General features: G+C 50.0%; 16 protein-coding genes. 7 read left to right on the top strand and 9 right to left on the bottom strand.

Annotated elements, in window-relative coordinates; all coding sequences use genetic code 11:
• Positions 1–193 precede the first annotated feature (193 nt).
• From kdsA to cls, 3 genes are all read left to right on the top strand, one after another.
• Positions 194–952: a 3-deoxy-8-phosphooctulonate synthase gene (gene kdsA / locus NG346_RS01850; RefSeq protein WP_262279092.1), complete on the top strand. Its 759-nt coding sequence runs from the start codon at positions 194–196 to the stop codon at positions 950–952.
• A 47-nt stretch (positions 953–999) separates the two neighbouring features.
• Positions 1,000–2,013, top strand: a complete 1,014-nt coding sequence (locus tag NG346_RS01845; protein WP_262279091.1) for a KpsF/GutQ family sugar-phosphate isomerase — start codon at positions 1,000–1,002, stop codon at positions 2,011–2,013.
• A 126-nt stretch (positions 2,014–2,139) separates the two neighbouring features.
• The gene (cls, locus tag NG346_RS01840) at positions 2,140–3,402 is read left to right on the top strand and encodes a cardiolipin synthase (protein WP_396266677.1); all 1,263 of its coding nucleotides are present in this window, start codon (positions 2,140–2,142) and stop codon (positions 3,400–3,402) included.
• 103 nt (positions 3,403–3,505) lie between these two features.
• Here the strand turns inward: cls and NG346_RS01835 are convergent, their stop codons facing one another.
• From NG346_RS01835 to NG346_RS01815, 5 genes are all read right to left on the bottom strand, one after another.
• Complete coding sequence (locus NG346_RS01835; RefSeq protein WP_262279089.1) at positions 3,506–4,096, bottom strand: helix-turn-helix transcriptional regulator; 591 nt, start codon at positions 4,094–4,096, stop codon at positions 3,506–3,508.
• 86 nt (positions 4,097–4,182) lie between these two features.
• Positions 4,183–5,718, bottom strand: coding sequence for a ribonuclease Y (gene rny, locus NG346_RS01830; protein ID WP_262279088.1), 1,536 nt, complete (start codon positions 5,716–5,718; stop codon positions 4,183–4,185).
• Positions 5,719–5,757: 39 nt separating this feature from the next.
• Positions 5,758–6,084, bottom strand: coding sequence for a cell division protein ZapA (gene zapA, locus NG346_RS01825; protein WP_262279087.1), 327 nt, complete (start codon positions 6,082–6,084; stop codon positions 5,758–5,760).
• Positions 6,068–6,385: a hypothetical protein gene (locus tag NG346_RS01820; RefSeq protein WP_262279086.1), complete on the bottom strand. Its 318-nt coding sequence runs from the start codon at positions 6,383–6,385 to the stop codon at positions 6,068–6,070. Before NG346_RS01820 ends, zapA begins: the two co-directional genes overlap by 17 nt.
• A 93-nt stretch (positions 6,386–6,478) precedes the next feature.
• Positions 6,479–7,111 carry a hypothetical protein gene (locus NG346_RS01815; RefSeq protein WP_262279085.1) on the bottom strand — a complete coding sequence of 211 codons (633 nt, stop codon included), beginning with the start codon at positions 7,109–7,111 and terminating at the stop codon, positions 6,479–6,481.
• Between the two features lie 236 nt (positions 7,112–7,347).
• Between NG346_RS01815 and rfbA the strand changes: the two genes are divergently transcribed.
• From rfbA to NG346_RS01800, 3 genes are read left to right on the top strand one after another with little or no spacing between them, the layout of a single operon-like run.
• Positions 7,348–8,223, top strand: coding sequence for a glucose-1-phosphate thymidylyltransferase RfbA (rfbA, locus tag NG346_RS01810; RefSeq protein WP_262279084.1), 876 nt, complete (start codon positions 7,348–7,350; stop codon positions 8,221–8,223).
• Positions 8,224–8,281: 58 nt separating this feature from the next.
• Complete coding sequence (locus tag NG346_RS01805) at positions 8,282–10,867, top strand: GumC family protein (RefSeq protein ID WP_262279083.1); 2,586 nt, start codon at positions 8,282–8,284, stop codon at positions 10,865–10,867.
• 9 nt (positions 10,868–10,876) lie between these two features.
• Positions 10,877–11,308: a BT0820 family HAD-type phosphatase gene (locus NG346_RS01800; protein ID WP_262279082.1), complete on the top strand. Its 432-nt coding sequence runs from the start codon at positions 10,877–10,879 to the stop codon at positions 11,306–11,308.
• 109 nt (positions 11,309–11,417) lie between these two features.
• Here NG346_RS01800 and NG346_RS01795 read toward each other — a convergent pair whose 3' ends face one another.
• The 4 genes from NG346_RS01795 to NG346_RS01780 form a co-directional block, all read right to left on the bottom strand.
• Positions 11,418–12,839 carry a substrate-binding domain-containing protein gene (locus NG346_RS01795; RefSeq protein WP_262279081.1) on the bottom strand — a complete coding sequence of 474 codons (1,422 nt, stop codon included), beginning with the start codon at positions 12,837–12,839 and terminating at the stop codon, positions 11,418–11,420.
• Between the two features lie 1,106 nt (positions 12,840–13,945).
• Complete coding sequence (locus tag NG346_RS01790) at positions 13,946–15,721, bottom strand: IS1634 family transposase (protein ID WP_262279080.1); 1,776 nt, start codon at positions 15,719–15,721, stop codon at positions 13,946–13,948.
• Between the two features lie 135 nt (positions 15,722–15,856).
• Positions 15,857–16,372 carry a hypothetical protein gene (locus tag NG346_RS01785; protein ID WP_262279079.1) on the bottom strand — a complete coding sequence of 172 codons (516 nt, stop codon included), beginning with the start codon at positions 16,370–16,372 and terminating at the stop codon, positions 15,857–15,859.
• A 47-nt stretch (positions 16,373–16,419) separates the two neighbouring features.
• Entirely contained in the window at positions 16,420–17,601 is a 1,182-nt protein-coding gene (locus tag NG346_RS01780; protein WP_262288204.1) for a tyrosine-type recombinase/integrase, read from the bottom strand.
• 494 nt (positions 17,602–18,095) lie between these two features.
• Here NG346_RS01780 and NG346_RS01775 point away from each other — a divergent pair, with 494 nt between their 5' ends.
• The gene (locus NG346_RS01775; RefSeq protein ID WP_262279077.1) at positions 18,096–18,698 is read left to right on the top strand and encodes an HU family DNA-binding protein; all 603 of its coding nucleotides are present in this window, start codon (positions 18,096–18,098) and stop codon (positions 18,696–18,698) included.
• Positions 18,699–18,891: the final 193 nt, after the last annotated feature.

Genomic DNA, 18,891 nt, shown 5'->3' with positions numbered 1-18,891 from the left:
TATCACCGGCTTTATTCTTTTCTCGTCAGGAGGCTCACACCATAGTTCTTGGCTTGTTGTCAACTTATAGCCTCCTTCTCGGCCATGATTACGGTTTGGAATTCCTTATATATAATAAGGTATTCTCCCATAAATTTGGTCTTTCAGATAAAACTTAGTAACTTTGCACAGTTTTAGTCTAAGACAGTTGATCATGCAAAAACCCGTAGTCATTGCCGGACCTTGTGTCATCGAGTCTGCCTCTTTGCTCGACACCGTAGCGCAAGAGCTTGTCAGACTCAACGCCAAATATGACATCGATATTATTTTTAAGGCCTCATTTGATAAGGCCAATCGCACCTCACTCCACTCATTCCGTGGACCGGGACTGGAGCGCGGACTGGAGATGCTGGCCGATGTGAAGCGCAAATATCAGTTGAGAATCACCACCGACATCCATGAGGCTTGGCAAGCAGAGCCGGCCGGTGAGGTGTGTGACGTATTGCAGATTCCGGCTTTCCTGTGCCGACAGACCGACCTGCTCGTGGCTGCCGCCAAGACGGGACGCATTGTCAACATCAAGAAGGCACAGTTCCTTTCGGGACGCGACATGCGCTATCCCGTGGAAAAAGCACAGGACAGCGGTGCCAAGGAGGTGTGGCTCACCGAGCGCGGCAACTGCTTTGGCTACAATAACCTTGTCGTAGACTTCCGCAACATCGCCGACATGCTCGACATCGTGCCCACGGTGATCATGGACTGTACCCACAGCGTGCAACGCCCTTCTGCCGGAGACGGCAAGACGATCGGCGACCGCAAATTTGTACCCAGCATGGCACTTGCGGCAAAAGCTTTCGGTGCCACCGGCTATTTCTTCGAGACACATCCCAATCCTGATGAGGGACTGTCCGACGCCGCCAATATGATAGAACTGGACAAGCTCGAAGCAACTCTGCTGCCGCTTTTGAAATAAACAACCAAGAACAACAAGCGTCACCATCATTCAGAGGAGAACAACAGATGAACAAAGAGATAAAAACAGAAAAAGTAAAGACCACGCCCGAAGAACGATTGCATCATGCCAGAGAATATGCCGCACGCTGTCTGCGTGAAGAGGCTCAGGCCGTTCTTGATCTCATTCCCCAGCTCGACGAAAACTTTGAGAAAGCTGTCGATATGATGTATCGCTGCCGTGGCAAGATCATTGTCACGGGAGTAGGAAAAAGTGGAAATGTCGGCGCCAAGATTGCCGCTACGCTGTCCTCCACGGGCACTCCGGCCTTTTTCATCAATCCTCTTGATGCCTATCATGGCGACCTCGGCGTGATGACACCCGACGACATCGTGCTGGCCATCAGCAATTCCGGTCAGACTGATGAGTTGTTGCGTTTTGTGCCAATTCTGTTGCACATGCACGTCCCCATCATTGGTATGAGCCGTAATCCCGAGTCGCTGCTGGCCAAATACTCAGAGATCCATATCAAAGTGTTTGTTGATCACGAGGCGTGTCCGCTCAACCTTGCGCCCACATCCTCCACGACGGCTGCACTGGCGATGGGCGACGCACTCGCCATCGCGCTGATGCAGGTGCGCGACTTCCGCCCCCGTGACTTCGCGCAGTTCCATCCGGGCGGCGAGCTCGGCAAGCGACTGTTGACCAAAGCCGAGGATGTCATGCGCACAGAAGACCTTCCGATCATCCCCGAAGACATGAACCTCGGCAAAGCCATCATCAACGTCTCGAAAGGACTGCTGGGCATGGGCGTGTCGCTCGACAGCGACAACCGTGTTGTCGGACTGATCACCGACGGCGACATACGCCGAGCCATGGAGAAATGGCAGGCCCGTTTCTTCGATCATACGGTGAGCGAAATCATGACCCGCACGCCCAAGATCGTCTCACCATCGACAAAGGTAACTGAGATACAACGTGTCATGCACCAGTACAAGATCCATTCGGTGCTCGTCTGCGACAAAGAGAAACATCTCTTAGGGATTGTAGACTCCTACGCCGCGTCGTTGCTCAACCAGTAAAAGCATAAGAAGCCAACACGCGGAATGACAATGGCTCGATGAGAGTCGGTATTCACACCAGTAGTTTTAGTATCAATTACTTATATCATTTTGAGAGAATCATCCTTTAAGGTATTAGTGTGTTTCATGCTGACAGGCATTACGCCTTGTCATGCCCAAAGCAATATGTCCCAGTCTGAGTGTCAGCGCAGTGACTCGATGCTGGTCAGCCAACTGAGAGAAGACGGTATTTCCTTCTCCCACGACAATAGCGTGACGCTGCTGATGACCGGCCAGGAGAAATTCGACGACCTGTTTAAAGCCATCAGACAGGCACGTTCTTCCGTACATTTGGAGTATTTCAACTTTCGGAACGACTCCATAGCCCGTTGCCTTTTCGACTTACTTGCCGAGAAAGCAGCACAAGGCGTAGAGGTCAGAGCCATGTTCGACGGCTTTGGCAATGACAGCAACAACCGTCCCCTACGCCGTAAGCCCATCAAGAAGCTGCGTGAGGAAGGCATCGAGATCTATGAGTTTGACCCGATACGCTTTCCGTGGGTCAACCATGTCTGGGCGCGCGACCACAGAAAAATTGTGGTCATCGACGGGAAAATCGCCTATACCGGCGGTATGAACGTGGCGGACTACTATATTAAAGGCACGAAGCAGGTGGGTTCTTGGCACGACATGCACTGCCGCATCGAGGGCACAGAGGTCAACACGCTGCAAGAGATCTTCCTGCGCACATGGAACAAGGTGACGGGACAAAACATCCACGGACCACAATACTACCGTGGACTGGGCGACGTGAGCTACTTCCATGGACTCAAGCGCGACACCTGCGACACGGCCGGAAACAAAATGGTCGGTATCATCAACCGCGAGCCGCACACGTCAAACGAAATTATAAGGGAGTTCTACACCCACGCTATCAACGATGCGCAGGACAGCATCATGATCATCAACCCCTATTTCACGCTGAACCACAAAATCAAGAAGGCACTGAAAAACGCTGCGAAGCGTGGCGTGAAAGTAGAGATCATGCTCAGCGTGAAAAGCGACATTCCCTTGACTCCGGACTGCGGTTTCTACAATGCCCACCAGCTGATGAAGCATGGCTGCACGGTATGGATGTATAAGCCCGGCTTTCATCACACCAAGATCATTATGGTTGACGGCCGCTTCTGTACGGTAGGCTCCGCCAATCTCAACGCCAGGAGTCTGGCCTGGGACTATGAGGAGAATGCCGTGATCATTGATCCGTGCACAACAAACGAGTTGATACAACTGTTCAACTCTGAGAAGAAGGACTCTTTCCGACTGACAGAAGAGTCCTGGAACGCCTGGCGCACGCCTTGGCAGAAGTTCCGCGGATGGTTTGCCCACCTGTTGGCAAAGTTTCTATAGACATCTTTCTCTACTCTCCAATATTCTTCTGTTATCGTCTATCCTTTCTACCTCTTTTCTCTCTTACGTTTTCCCTTTTTCCTTTTTCCCCTTTTTATCTCTCTTAGATGCTGCTGACATCGACGTATCCGTGCATCACAGCATAGATCGTCAAGGCCGACACGCTGCGTCGGCCAAGTTTGGTGACAATGTTTTTGCGGTGCGTGATGACCGTCGTCAGGCCAATGTTGAGCTTGTCGGCTATCTCCTTATTAATATAGCCCTTGACAATAAGTCTGAGCACGTCTATTTCACGCTTCGATAATTTCTTCTCTACCGTAGGCACGGACTGCGGTGGCAAATGCTGTCCGTGTCCATGAGCACGCTGCTCCAATGCCAAGAGTCGTCTGACCAGCTGCTTTTCGGGCAGATGACAACAGATGCAATGAAAACCTGTCGGTTGTGCGGCCGGGTCATCAGTAGGCGTGAAGACGATGGTCTGATACCTCCGCTGCATGAAGTAATCGCGGTTGTTGAGCAGCACCGCCTGGGAAACGAAGAAGTGCACAAAATGTTCCTCACCGTCTTGCAACAGTTCTTCCAAGTTGTTAAACGTATGCGTCTCCATGATTGGCATCACCTGATCGAGCAATGTCTTCATGCCGATCAGCGCAAGCGTGTCCTCATTGATTACAGCTACTTTAGGATGTTCCATGACTGAAGAAATAAAAAAAGGCCTGCCATTAGCTTCGGAGTATTCTCTGAAACCAATAGCAGGCTTGTACGTTCTATCGATGATGATTACTTTGCATAGGCTACACTACGCGTCTCACGAATCACGGTGATCTTCACCTGACCGGGGTAAGTCATCTCGTTTTGGATCTTCTCTGCAATCTCATTGCTGAGTTTCGTGCTGTCCTCGTCGCTCATCTTGTCGGCGCCGACGATGACACGGAGCTCACGACCGGCCTGGATGGCGTAGGTCTTCGTCACGCCCGGATAGCTCATGGCGATGGCTTCCAGGTCATTGAGACGTTTGATGTAAGCCTCAACAATCTCGCGGCGGGCACCGGGACGGGCACCGGAGATGGCATCGCACACCTGCACGATAGGAGCCAACAGCGTCTGCATCTCCACCTCGTCGTGGTGAGCAGCGATGGCGTTCACGATGTCAGGTTTCTCTTTGTATTTCTCGGCCATCTTAGCGCCTAAGAGTGCGTGGGGCAATTCGCTCTCCTCGTCGGGCACCTTGCCGATGTCGTGGAGCAGGCCTGCGCGTTTTGCCTTCTTAGGATTGAGTCCGAGCTCGGCAGCCATAACGGAGCAGAGGTTAGCCGTCTCACGTGCGTGCTGCAGCAGGTTCTGTCCGTAGGACGAGCGGTACTTCATCTTACCGATGATACGCACCAGTTCGGGATGCAGTCCGTGGATACCCAAGTCGATCACCGTGCGCTTTCCGGTCTCGATGATCTCGTTGTCGAGTTGCTTCTTGACCTTAGCCACAACTTCCTCGATGCGTGCGGGATGGATACGTCCGTCGGCGACGAGCTGGTGAAGCGCCAACCGGCAAACCTCACGGCGGATAGGATCGAAGGCCGAGATGACGATGCTCTCAGGCGTATCGTCGACGACAATCTCCACGCCGGTGGCAGCCTCAAGGGCACGGATGTTGCGGCCCTCACGACCGATGATACGTCCTTTGACCTCGTCGTTGTCGATATGGAAGACGCTGACCGAATTTTCGATGGCCGTCTCAGTGGCTACTCGCTGGATTGTCTGGATGACGATCTTCTTCGCCTTCATGTTGGCGTCGAGCTTCGCCTGGTCCATGATCTCGTTGACATAGCCTGCCGCGTCCATCTTGGCTTTGTCCTTCATGCTCTCCACGAGGCGTTTCTTGGCTTCCTCGGCAGAGAGTCCAGAGAGCTCCTCCAGCTTGGCACGCTCCTGCTCCTGCATCTTTTCGAGCTCAGCTTGACGCTGCGTGATAAGCTTCTTCTCGTTGTCGATGCGTACCTGACCTTGCTCCACCTCCTGTTTGCGGCGCTGCAATTCTTCCTGACGCTGGTTGAGGGAGATCTCGCGCTGTTTCAGTCGGTTCTCGTTTTGCTGGATCTTTTGGTTGCGCGCCTGCACTTCCTTTTCCAACTCACTTTTCTTATTCAGAAACTTCTCCTTGACCTCAAGGAGCTTTTTCTCTTTGATCACGTCTGCGTCCTTTTGGGCAGTATCCAGGATCTCATTATATTTACCTTTCGCGATATGGCGGAAGTAATAAAAACCAGCCAGCGCGCCCAGTGCCAGGGCAACGACGGCAGTAATGATGGTAACTATCATGTATGTTAATTGTATATTGTTAGTTGATTAGACATATAATTATTTACTCTCCTGATCGTTTTCTTTCCCGCTCCCGAGAACGTCCTCAATTTCCGAAGTAAGCTGTGTGAGCAAATCATTATATGGCTTGGTGTCATTGCGCTGAAGCATCTCTTGCAACCTCAGTCCTATGTCGATCATGGCGAAGTAGTGGATTTCCTTATCGCTCTTGAAACGTTTGAACTGGTTGTAATAAGCATTCAGACGCTCATTGATCAACTCCGCGTCACGGCGATACAGTGCTTCGTCTTTCCGAGGCACAGTCACGCTGATATCCGTATCGTAGATATGAAGCCTTATGGTGATCTTATCAGTTTCTTCTGTCATTGTCGGAACTTTCGCTACTCAGCATGGTGATGCATTTGTTGACATCACGGATGAGCGCGGACAGAGACTTTTTCGCGCGACTCATGTCCATATCGCTCACTTGCAGCATACGAGCGGTTTTCAACGTCTGATAGTCACTCTCCGCCTTTTTCAGCTGTTCTTGCAACAGGCTGATGGAAGCATCTCTATCATCGATCACAGTGTGCAGACGCGCATTTTCCTTTTTCAGCTCCTCGTATTGGAGCATCAGTTGTCTGACACGTGTCACAAATGTATTGATTATCTTCTCATTGGCATCCATGACTATACTTGTTTCTGCAAAATTATAGATTTTTAGTGAGAATAGCAAGCTTTCTGAAACATTTTTCTCAGAGAGCTTGCCTTTTCCTTATATTTATTTCTTCTTCACATCCTCATCCTTGGGGCGCGGCTCTTTCTTGGCCAGCATCATCACCTGATAGGTGAAGTCGGTCACCCACTTCTGTGAGAAGTTCAAGCGGGCGTTGAGCTTGCGCACATTCAGCACCGATTTGATCACGCTCGGATCCTTGTAGTCGTTCTTCATGAAGATGTCGCTGACGGTTTTCTCCGTCATGGCGTAGATGGTCTTCTTGAAGATGGAGGGCACGCGCAACTTAAACTTCATCAGGTTGCCCATGAGCATCATCAGTTCCTGAGAGAAACTTTGGAACTGGATCATATACACCTGCACGTCCTGCAACTTCTTGCAGTTGCGGCGGATGCTCTGGTCGATTTCCTTGAAGAACTGCTCGTCGGTGTGATAGATCTCCATCATCATCTTGCGGCAATGTCCTTTTTCGCCCACACCCAGTTTGTTGTTCTGAGTGGGCACGTGCAGCGTCGACTTAAAGAGTCTGAGATCCGGCAACATGGCCAGATTGCTGATGCCCAGTTGAGCGGCTAAGGCAGCCTGAAAATATACACGCACGAGCGTCATGTAGTCTTCCATGCCGCCCGTCTTGCTTTCTTGTTCCTTCCTTCCAAAAAGTTTGGAGAATATTCCCATATTTATTGAAATTACTTTAGAGTATGTCGTAAATCATCTGCAAAAATACAATAATATAGCGAGAAGACAAAATAAAAGTCTATGAATCTCTCTATGTTTCGATAATATTTCGTAACTTTGCAGCGATTAACGCAGTAATATCAACTGATAATCCGTAACACAAGGCGGGTGAAGTGGCTTGTTCATAAGTCTGCCGAGTGCCAAGGTTATTAATTACACCAAATTCAAGATAAGTGATGAAAGGCATTGTTTTAGCTGGCGGCTCAGGCACACGCTTGTATCCTATTACAAAAGGTATTAGTAAGCAACTCCTTCCCGTCTTTGACAAGCCGATGATATACTATCCCTTGTCGGTGCTGATGTTGGCTGGAATTCGCGATATACTTGTCATCTCCACCCCTTACGACTTGCCGGGCTTTAAGCGCCTGTTGGGAGATGGCTCAGAGTTGGGTGTGAGCATCTCGTATGCCGAGCAGCCCCATCCCGATGGACTCGCGCAAGCATTCCTCATCGGCGAAGAGTTCATTGGCGATGACAGCGTCTGTCTGGTCTTAGGCGACAACATCTTCTATGGCGCGGGCTTTACCGGACTGCTGCGCCACAGCAGGGAGCAAGCCGAGCGGCACGACAAGGCCACGGTGTTTGGCTACTATGTCAATGACCCGGAGCGCTATGGCGTGGCCGAGCTCGACAAGGAAGGCAACTGCCTGAGCTTGGAGGAGAAGCCGCAGCATCCCAAGAGCAACTACGCCGTGGTAGGTCTCTATTTCTATCCCAACGACGTGGTGCGCATCGCCAAGGCCGTGAAGCCCAGCAAGCGTGGCGAGCTGGAGATCACGTCTGTCAATCAGGACTATCTCGGTCAGAAGCGCTTGCGCGTGCAGGCCTTGCCGCGCGGTTTCGCCTGGCTCGACACCGGCACCCACGACAGTCTGTCAGAGGCCGGCACCTTTATCGAGTGCATCGAGAAGCGCCAGGGGCTGAAGGTGGCCTGCCTGGAGGAGATCGCCTACAAGCAAGGATGGATCACACGCGAGCAACTCGTGGCCGTGGCACAGCCGATGGCTAAAAACGATTATGGCAAATACCTGTTGCAGCTGGCCGGCGAATAGGCTTGCGAACGATAATTAATAGACAACTGTATTCAACGATTCTTTTACCATACGATTTATGGAACAAAACTTAAACGCGGAAACAGAACTGGACAACCAGCAGCAGCTACAGCAGCCTGACGAGGCTAAGTCTGCTATCAACTTCGCCACCATTTTCACGGCTGTTGTGCTTAACTGGAAATGGTTTGTACTCTCTATCATCATCTGTATGGGCTTGGCAGCTACCTATCTGCGCTATGCCACGCCTATCTATCAGGTGTCTGCCAAACTTCTTATTAAGGACAATAACCAGGACTCACCCAACTCTGCCAACAAGAGTGCCATGCTCAACTCGGCGACGCTGGGCTTGATCTCAAATTCCAATGGTTTTGACAACGAGATGGAGATCCTCACGTCGCACTCGCTTGCCCTGCAGGTGGTGAAGGACATGAAGATCTACGTCGACTATTACTTTGTCGGCAAGGTGAAAGATGAGCTGCTCTATCGCCAGCAGCCTGTCAATGTGGATATGGATGCCAACCATCTCTACAAGCTCAACAAGCCTGTGGAGTTGAAGATTACCCGCGAGGGCAACAGCTATAAGATCTTGGGCAAGTGCTATGTGCCTGTCAACAAGATGGTGTCCAAGGGACCGTTTGATTTTGAACGTACCGTAGAGGGACTGCCCTCTACCATCTATACGCGTGTAGGCGCCATCAGCCTTACGCAGAGTACGTATGCCACCATGAAGGACGGTGAAAGTATAAGAGTCTTTATCTATTCGCCTCTCAAGGCCGCGAATAAATATGTGGATGAGCTCACCGCTACACAGACCAGCAAGACCACTACCATCGCCCAGCTGACCCTCAACGACGAAGATCCGCAGCGTGCGCTGGACTATGTGCAGCAGCTTTCGATATGCTATAATCAGCAGGCCAATGAGGACAAGAACGAGATTGCCCGCCGCACCGAGCAGTTTATCAACGGCCGACTGGAGAAGATCAATGCCGAACTGGGCAATACCGAGGGGCAGTTGGAAAGCTACAAGCGCCGCAACAACGTCGTGGAGTTGAAAACCAACGCTACCGGAGCTTATACCAACGCTACGGAATATCAGCAGAAACTCAGCGAGGCCAACACGCAGGTGGCGCTGATCTCTGAGATGCAGAGCTACATGAACAATCCTAAGAATCACTTCCAGCCATTGCCTTCCAACGTGGGACTGGAGGACCAGGCCTCTACAGCGCTTATCAGCAACTACAACGAGCTGTTGCAGAAGCGCAGCCTGCTGTTGCAGAGTGCCAGCGAGAACTCTCCATCGGTGATACCTCTGACATCACAGATCTCTGAGATGGAGCGTGCCATTCGCCGTGCTCTCGTTCAGGCACGCAAGAGCCTGGAGATCCAGCGCAACGCGCTCGCCGTGGAATATGGCAAATATCAAGGACAGGTCGGTGAGACTCCCGAGCAGGAGCGTATGCTCACCCAGATTGGCCGGCAGCAGGAGGTGAAGTCCGGACTCTACTTGATGCTGTTGCAGAAGCGCGAGGAAAACTCTATCTCTCTGGCCGCTACTGCCGACAAGGGCAAACTCATCGATGGCCCGTCTCTCGGCAAGAAAGTGAGTCCGAAGGGTGCAATCATCATTTTGGTGGCATTGGTGCTTGCCCTTGCCATTCCATCACTCATTCTCTTCCTGCTTGAGTTCTTCCGCTACAAGATCGAGGGACACGAAGACGTGGCCAAGCTCACCACACTGCCTATCATCGCCGACATCGCCGTGTCGTCGGATACGGCCAAGACCAAGGGCGAGATTGTGGTGCACGAGAATATGAACAACCAGATGGAGGAGATCTTCCGCTCCATGCGTACCAATATACAGTTTATGTTGGAGAAAGACGAGAAGGTCATCATGTTCACCTCTTCCACCTCCGGCGAGGGCAAGACCTTCGTGGCTTCCAACCTGGCCATGTCGTTTGCCCTGCTTGGTAAGCGTGTGCTGCTTGTGGGACTTGACATCCGCAAGCCCCGTCTGGCCAATCTCTTCGAGATCGACGACTTCGTCCATGGCATCACCAACCTGCTCGTCAAGGAGTCGCCGACGTGGGAGGATGTGGAGAAGCAGCTCTTGCCCTCTGGGGTGAACAAGAACCTGACCCTGCTGATGGCCGGTCCTACGCCTCCAAACCCGGCCGAGCTGGTGACACGCAAGAGCCTTGGCATCACCTTCGACCTCCTGCGCCAGCACTTCGACTATATCATCGTCGATACGGCTCCTGTGGGATTGGTTACCGACACCTTGCAGATTGCCAAGGTGTGCGACACCACGGTCTATGTCTGCCGTGCCGACTACACTCCGAAGGAGAACTTCGAGATGATCAACGGACTGTCCTTCAGCAAGAAGATGCCAAAGATGAGCATAGTCATCAACGGCATCGACATGTCGAAGAAGAAAAACGGCTACTATTACGGCTACGGCAAGTATGGCAAGTATGGCCGCTATGCACGCAATCTGCGCTCTACCTACGGCAGCTACGGCAGTTACGGCCACTATGGCCATTACGGCAGCTATGGCAATTATGGCAACTACGGCAGCTATGGCAGTTATGGTGACTACAAGGACAGCCACTACAGCAACGAAAAGGACGATTCCATCAAGCAATAAAGATATACAATGGCAACAATAGCAGTTGATTTCGACGGTACCATCGTAGAGCACCGTTATCCAGAGATAGGCGAGGAGCGCCCGTTCGCGACCGAGACGTTGCGAATGCTGATAAAGGACCATCACAGGCTGATCCTGTGGAGCGTGCGCGAGGGCAAGCTCCTGCAGGACGCCGTGGACTGGTGCCACGAGCGTGGCGTGGACTTTTGGGCTGTCAACCGTGATTATCCGGAGGAGGAGCGGGAGAAGAACAACCACTTCTCCCGCAAGATCAAGGCCGACTATTTCATCGACGACCGCAACGTCGGTGGGCTGCCCGACTGGGGGCAGATCTATCGCATGATCTCGGAGCACAAGTCCTACGCGCAGGTTATTCGTGAGAGCATGGGCCAGGCGGCTTACGAGGACGTTCCCCGCAAGCGTCACTGGTGGCAGTTCTGATGGCTGACCGTGAGAGGCACAGACCTCTGCTCATTTCGTAAAAAAAGTGCAGCGCACCTTCCGGTTTGCCGGAGAGGTGCGCTGCTTTTTTCGTGGTTGTGTTGTTGTCTTATACAAAGTTTGTCTTCACCTTATTTAGCGCGACGAACTTTCGTGTGATGGCGATGGCTTGATCGACAGTTGTGTTGGCGATGCCTTTTAGCGTTGCGGTGAGCTTTTGTGGGCTGATACCCATCTCTTCCGCTATGGTGTTTGTGTTGAGTGAGGTGTCGTTGATATGCTTCAGAATGGTTTCAAACAGCACTGACATAAAGTGGCTTTCAGCATTGTCGTATTCGTAAGCGTCCGACATGGTGAGCCGCCCTTGCAAGGCTTGCACCTGCATATAGTGTTGCAGATGCAGCGTGACGAGCTTGAAGACTTGCTGTCGGCTGAGTACCGTCATGCGGTGATATAGATAGAAGCTAAACGCAATTAGCAATACGATGATGACATTGAGCAGAAAACACACCAGCTGGTGCTTGTATTGCTCATAGAAGTGCAGAAGCATGTTGTTTTGCTTGTTCAGCTGCTTTTCCTGGTCATTTATCAGCTCTTGTTGGTTCATCACCACGCCAATGTTGGTTTTGTCCACTACGGCGGTGTGCAGCAGGTTGATGCGTTTGTAGGGACTTCCGCTCAGAATATGCATTGCAAGGGCCACTACCTGGAAACCGCGCGTAGGATTGATGACGGTAGCCTCCATCTTGCCGTCTTTCACCATTTGCAGTCCGCCTTTCGGTCCTGGCAGTCCGTCGATACCGTAGTAGGTAACTCCATGATGCCCGCCGGTCTGCTCAATTGCCTTGCGCATGCTCATGGCGCAGTTGTCACTTTGTCCGACGACGCAGTCAAACTTCAGGTTGGGGTGTCTTCTGAGGAACTCCTTGCCTCTTTCGGTGACAGAATCCTGTTTCCACGTCTCGCCCACCGTGGCCACGATATGCAGGTTGGGGTACTTGGCGATGGCCTGCCGGAAGCCACGGCTGCGGTCTATGGACGGAGAAGACCCTGGGCTGCCGGAAACCTCAAGAATGGCAGTCGGTTTTCCTCTGCGCGCCTGGCCTAAATAGTTTCCGATCATCCGTCCTAACTGCTCGTCGTTGCGTCCGATATATGCTGTGTAGTCCGGCGAATTGGTTTGTCGGTCCACAACGATGACGGGAATGCCGGCTGCTTTGGCCCGTTGCAGCATGCGCGAGTCGTCACGGAAGATGCCGGGCGAGATGATGATCAGGTCGACGTGGGCGTTGATCATCGAGTCGATTTGCTCTTCCTGCAATTTGTTGTCCTCGCCGGCAGAGCGGAAGTCGAGAGTGACGTTGGGACGCAGATAGCAGGCGGTCTTGATCTCATCGTACAGCTTGGCAGACCAGTCGCCGGCTCCGGCCAGCGAGGCGCCTATGACATATTTGGGTTGTCGATTGCAACCTGAGAGCAGGACTGTCAGCAGCAATAACGGTAATAGTTTTAGAATTACTTTCCTATTCATTTCTACTTCGGTTGATTAATTACTCGGTTGATGGTATTTGCTATACTGCAAAGTAAAGCATCGTTCATACTGCAAATATAAGTGCTTGTAGACCAAAAGTGTTTTCTAATTAAGATTTATTATGATAATATTCGATAAAACGGTTTCGTTATGAAAGTAAATGGTGATAATAATGTATTATTATAGGACTAAAATGCAAGTATTAGGTTTTATTGCATAACCTTGCAATGGCTTTTTCGTAACATAACTTCTCCATGCCGGCCTTTTCTTCCTGCAAGTCGGGGCGTAGCGGTCTTGTTGGATAAACTGACAATTTTCCTCTGTCGTGGCTGCGATTTTTGCCGGCAAGTCCTCCTTGGGCCCGAAAATCACGAATTTCGATCGGTTTTCTGCAACTTGCTGTTGGATAACTTGTTACGCAGATACAGACTTTCGTGATAAATAAAAAACAGTACTTTGGGGGAGAAATCAGGGGTAGATTTCTCGTCAAAGTACTGTTTTCTGCTTATCATCTCAGTTGTTTGACCTTGTCATCTCGGTTGTTTGATGAGGTCAAACCACCGATTTCATCGGGTCAGACAACTGTTTTCTCAGTTTCGTCTCTCTGTTCTTTGCGAAAAACTCCATTTTTCTGTCTGTTCTATGCCGCTGTTCTTTCTGGAAGCGAAGTCCGCGGTGATGGTGTTTTGTCAGAAACTTTAATGTTGCAAATTAGCTTGCTTTTGTAGGGCTCACACAGAGACACAGAGCCACGGAGACTTACTCGTGACTCAGAGCACAGAGACGGCTTCGCCTTAAAGAGAATATAGAAGCTCCTGCGATGTGCTCGCTTCGTGAACTCTTTACGGTGAAGCCGTCTCTGTGAACTCTGTATATAATAAGGAGTCTGTCTCTGATACTCTGTGACTCTGTGTCTCTGTGTGAGTATAGCTTCAAGGATATTGGTTCATATTATTATTACAGAGTTATCTCATTCACGTGCATACTTTGTTTTGGAGTTTAACGCTCCGCTACGCGGAATAAAGAAGATAACCGAATATTTAGAAAATATATTCTCGATATTCGTTAATATTCTGAATTTTCAATTAGTTTGTAGCGATAACCTACTACGACTCGTTTTTCTTTGGCCTTCCTCTTTTTCTCCCTACCTTTTTCGACTTGTATCCCGGTTCACACCCGACTGGGATGTCAATCCCAAAAGCCTTTGCAATCTCTACCTGCTTCCCGACAAAAGGCGTTATCTTGGTGGCATGCCCCTGCCGCTCGATACATCTTATGTTTCTCATCTCGTCAAGCATGTCAAGCGAAGAGGCGAACATGCTGTGAAGGCCTGTCGTCTTCCAGATGTGTCTGATATATGATCCGATGACCAGTCCGACGAACAAGACGAACAGCCTGCCGGTCTTACCGTCTTCACTCCAGTTTCTTTGCCTGTCAGAACACATCTCCGTCTTCATCTGCTGGAAGTACTTCTCTTGCTCATCTCTCAATTTATAGTGAGCCAGAGCTTGCGGTGCCGTCAGATCCAGCCCGAGCGTTACAATGGCGACAAACCCTAAAAGTCTGAGTGAGTCGTTGTACTTCTTCTCGTTCTTCTCAAACGACACGACATGTCTTTTCTTGTCCAGTTTTACGTCGAACATGCAGAAGTCCCTTTTAAGTGTCTCATCGTCAGGGGCTTCCTCTTTGCCATCAATCATCTGCTGAAGACTGTTTCTCTGCCCTTCGACCTTCATGTCTATGTTGATTTGCCCCTCGCTCCTCCACGACGGATTGAAGAAGAGATTCAGGCGCATCTTGCTTGCTGCCTTCTCGTACTTGCCCTTTCCATGTACCTTGTAGTCAATGTCGTACTGCTTGTAGTACAGCTTGCTGTCAAGGTCTATCTCCATTCCGTCCGGACGGACATTGAAGTCTCCAAGGCCGTCTATTTTGTCGCTGATAAACTTGTGGCCGGTCTTCATACACATTATAGCGGACTGGTCATGAAGAATGTTGTCCTCAAGGATTTGCACTGTCCCATAGCCCCTGTCCGTTATCATTACGTAATTCGTAAAACCGGCACAGCGCAGGTCGGACTGGATGACACCCATTGTGCGTGAGTCAGGGATATTACCGGGAAACGACCTGTAATAGATGGGCATGTGGTTGCTGAGAGTATAGACTACAACTTCATTCGTCTGCGCCAAGGCAATGTTCTCCTTGTTGTGCCCCCAGCGTATGTCGGCCAGGCTGCTCCCGTAAGCCGACCTGCTTGTGGAGTCAACAGCACAGAGCTCCATCTTTCCAATTCTTTCTGAACGAAGGCGCAATAAGGCCTGGCGGTCTTTCTCAGTGATTGACTGCGTAAGACGGGTAATGTCTCCCGGAGACATTACGCGCGCGGACGGAGTCTTGGTGTATCTCTGCCAGCGAGCGAGCCTGCTGTAAGAATAGCTGGAAATATAGGGGAACATGGCAAGCGTCATGATGTCATCCACTTTCTCCTTGTTTCCCTCGAACACCTTCTCCAGGTCCTCGCGTATCTTGGTCTTCTCTGCAACTCTTTCCATAAGCCACACGTCGCCATACAGACGGTTCTGCGCGTCTCCATTATAGGAGGGTCTCCCTGCTTTCCTCGTGCTTGGCAAAGAGTCAAGTTCACTCAAATCCCATCCCTGTGGGAATACCAATTGTTTTCGCTCGGCAGGAGGCATGTAGAGGTATGCCTTGCCTGGAATGAACTTCAGGCTTTCGGTCACCGTGCCTAAATGAATGCTTTTGTTCATGCGCTTACCGGTTGCCTCATTCGTTACACGTGGACGTAGTGTAGCATATCTATATCCATTATTGATGTGAAGCGTCACCTTGTGAGCCGTCTCATCGCTTATAGGCCTTGCCATTGTGCTATATCTTTGATTACCGCTACAAATGTAACAATAATAAATGAAATGACAAAACATAATAAGTTAAATATAAACTGATTTATAGATAATTGGCTTTGCAGCTTGCGTTATCGCTACAAATTAATCGAAAATTCAGATTACTAACGTAGTAATATATCTGTCTCTATTATATTTATGATAAGTTAGCCCTGCCTTCTCAAGTAAAAGTCTGGATGATAAATCACGACCATTAAGAGTTTCAAGTAACCCAGTTACTGACCCAGCTGCTGACCCAGCTTCCGACATAGTCGGATTCAATTCTAATATATTGGTATTGAATGCTTTATCCATATATGCGATGGCAGCTTCTACATCACTTTCGACATAGCTCTGACCTAGCTTAGTAACCCAGACTTTACCTACTACATTGCCATTCTTATACACCATAAGCTCGTCCGTCACAAAATCTCTGTGGCAAGGGATAGAAATAATGAAATAAGTTCTATCGGGGTCGTCATCCTTACCTCTTGGATAAATGACGATGTCTATCTGTGTGCCAGGGAAGAACTTCTCGGGATGATAGGAGAACATCATCAATGCGACATTCTTCACTCGCTCGTTTTCTATCGGCCCGCCGAGCAACTTCTCTATATTTATAGGTATAGCCATAGAATGCTACAAAAGTACAATTTTATTTTCATTTTCCCAACGTTCCTTCAAAGTTTCAGCTCCGGCAGACTGTTGATGGCATCCTCTTTCAGCTTGTCAACGGCACGCGTGTACTTCTCCGTGTGTTTCAGTCCGCTATGGCCGAGCAGACTGGCAACGGTCTTGATGTTGGCTCCATTGTTGAGGATGTTGACAGCGAAGGAATGGCGGGCACAGTGCCAACTGATATGCTTGTCTATGCCGGCACGTTTCACCCACCGCCTCACCGACTTACAACAGCTCTCGTAAGACGGGAGGTCAAAGATGAGGTTCTCCTTCCCTTTGTTGGAATCCTCGGGCTTGCCAACAAGCGTCAGCAGGCTGTCGTTCAGCGGTACCGATACCCAACTGCGTGCGGAGTGACCCTTGGTCTTGTCCTGCTCAAACGACAGCAGTCTGTTGGCATAGTCGATGCTGCCATACCGCAGGTCTTTTACATCACAGAAACGCATGCCCGTATAGAGACAAAAGATGAAAGCGTTGCAGACATTTTCTTTCTCTCTTGAATAATGAGTCTCTATGAGCCGTTGAATCTCCTCCTGCGAGAGAATATCCTTCTTCAGCACCTGGTCGTCAACGATGCACTTGACACCTTCACAGGGATCTTTTGCCATCAGTCCCTGCGAGACACAGAAGCGGATGACCTTCTTGAACCGTTGCAGTATGCTCTTGGCACCCTCGCCGACACTGCGCGTCTGAAGATAGTCGGCAAACTTCACCATCATGTCGTGCGTGATGACATCGGGCTTGATATACTCAGCCATCAACGGATGATAGACTTTCAGAAAATCAACAAACCGGTTATATGCGATACGCACCATCCGCAAGTCTTTCTTGGTGTAGTTCTCGATGTAAGCCTGATAGAAGTCGAGGAAGTTCAGCGTCTTGTCCTTTTTCAAGCGGTAGCCCTCCTTGTTCTCTAAAAACTCCTGCTCCCGCTCGAAGCGAATCTTCTTCGCCAACTCAATGGTCTCCTTTACCTTTTGGCGCTCGCCGACTGTCCTTGGACTTGCCAAGACATAAAGCGAAAGCGTTTCCTTTTTGCGGATGGATGTACCGGTGTCGTGGTTATAGCCCATCTGGTACTCCAGATACAGACTATACTCCTTGCCCTGCTTGACGGGCTTTCTCAGAAGGCGGGGATTGCCGGCTTCAATGAGATTCTTGTTCTTGCCTCTTGTCTCTGCCATAGTGATGTCGCTCTTTTGTACTATCTTTTCATAAGATGGCAGTACTTGGACATACAACGAAAAGAGAAAAACTGTATTTTTTCTTTGACAAGTCGCTCTTTTGTACTATCTTTGCCGTACAAATCTGTGTCAAGACACATAAATATATTCCAAAGCGATGCTATTTGAACGACATCTACGACTTTCTGTTAGGCAAACAAAAATTTTGAAGACGGCTGATAACTGTCCAAGAACTAAGCGAGTGGATCAACACATATAAAGAGACACGCCCCACAGACGGGCTGCATTGCAACTGCCAGTCTGTGGGGCTTAATGGTTGGTATTATATTGCGTGCCGACCGTCACATAATAATTCAACGTCCGTCATGTAATTACAGAACGACCGTCGCATAATCGCGTGACGGTCGTCACAGATTCTTTTTTGTGCTTTTATTGAATCATCATTTCGCTGTTTCGGAATTATTGTTTAACTTTGTACTGAACAACAAACTGATATGGAAATTAAATACGAGGTACATAGCATAGAGAACTCACAAGGTACGGGCGAGAGCCGTCCATTCATACAGTTGAGGAACATTCCGGCAATGACGGCCGAAGAGCTGGCAAGAGCCATAGAGGAGGCATGCTCCGTCACCGCCTCCGACGTGAAGGCGGTAATGTCGGAGATCTGCCACATCGCCAAGCGCGAGCTGTCCTCTGGCAGCCGTTTCTATCTGCCGGAGATAGGTTATCTGTCCCTTGCCGTGAGCAATACTCCACCGTCGAAGAAACCAAACGGGAAGTTGACGGGCAAGGACATCTATCTGCGCAACATCAACTTCAAACCCGAGAAAAAATTCTTGAAGGAGGTGCAGCGCAACGTCCGTTTCACCAAGTCGGACTACACTACGCTTTCTGCTAAGTACACGGAGGAAACGTTGTGGGCAAAGATCTCAGAATATCTTTCCGCCCACCGCTACATCACACGCCGAGCGATGCGCTCCGAGTTCGGCCTTAGCGACTACAAGGCGAATCAATGGCTCACCAAGTTTGTGGAGGGTGGCAAACTGACAAAGGAAGGCACGCGGCATCTGCCACTGTACTTCCCTTCATGTTAATCTCTTTTTTTTATAAGGGATTGCCAACTTCCCCGACGGCTTGTAAAGGGTGCTCTTGGATTCGTTAGCTTGCTTAGCTGAAGCCATATGAGCAGTCAAGCCCTTAATATAGTCAAGAGCTTTTCTTCATCAAATCTGTATTGCCAGAGGGTGTTAAACTGAAGGATTCCGCTTTCTGTCATGACATCGCCCA

Source organism: Hallella absiana, from assembly GCF_025457485.1.
GTDB classification, from domain to species: domain Bacteria; phylum Bacteroidota; class Bacteroidia; order Bacteroidales; family Bacteroidaceae; genus Prevotella; species Prevotella absiana.
The sequence above is the reverse complement of the archived record's forward strand: the minus strand, read 5'-3'. Positions and strand labels throughout refer to the sequence as shown.